This is a genomic window from Candidatus Symbiothrix dinenymphae (assembly GCF_001431085.1).
Map to the genome: position 1 here is coordinate 1 of NZ_BBRU01000261.1, position 565 is coordinate 565.

Genomic DNA, 565 nt, shown 5'->3' on the forward strand with positions numbered 1-565 from the left:
GCAAGAAACAGCAGTCCTAACCGTCCTGCTTAACGGACAAGCCGCCCAGTCGGAAATTGACGTCTTGACGAAAAAAGCCGACAGCCTGCGCGATGCCATCACTAAAGCCGCCAAAGACGGCAACACCGCCTTAGCACAATCCCTGCGCAAAGAACTGTCCGAAAATGTCAAAACCACCCAAGCCTTGCAGCGCGGCGTGGTGGACGTGGGCAAAGTGCTCAATAACCTGTCCACGGCTAAGCCCAAAGAACTCCGCGCTACGCTTTTGCAACTCAATAAGCAGCTGCAGTTTTCCGACCTCAAACGCGGCTCCGCAGAGTGGAACCAATTGCAAGCCAACATCCAGCGTGTGAAACTTGAAATGAAAACCATCTCTGCCGAATCGCAAATTGCCGAATCACGCCTTACCCGTTTATCCAATGGCTTTAACAAATATTTCAGTATGGCTGCTACCGGAGTGGCAGCCATCACCGGATTGTCTATGACCTTCCGGAAACTCGCCGGAGATGGAGCCAAAATGGACGACACGTATGCCGATGTGATGAAAACAACCGGCTTAACGCAC

The 565-nt window shown here is 52.2% G+C and carries 1 protein-coding gene; it reads left to right on the forward strand.

Annotated elements, in window-relative coordinates:
* The coding region (locus ASC50_RS03440; RefSeq protein ID WP_420885207.1) for a hypothetical protein at positions 1-565 on the forward strand (565 nt) is incomplete at both ends.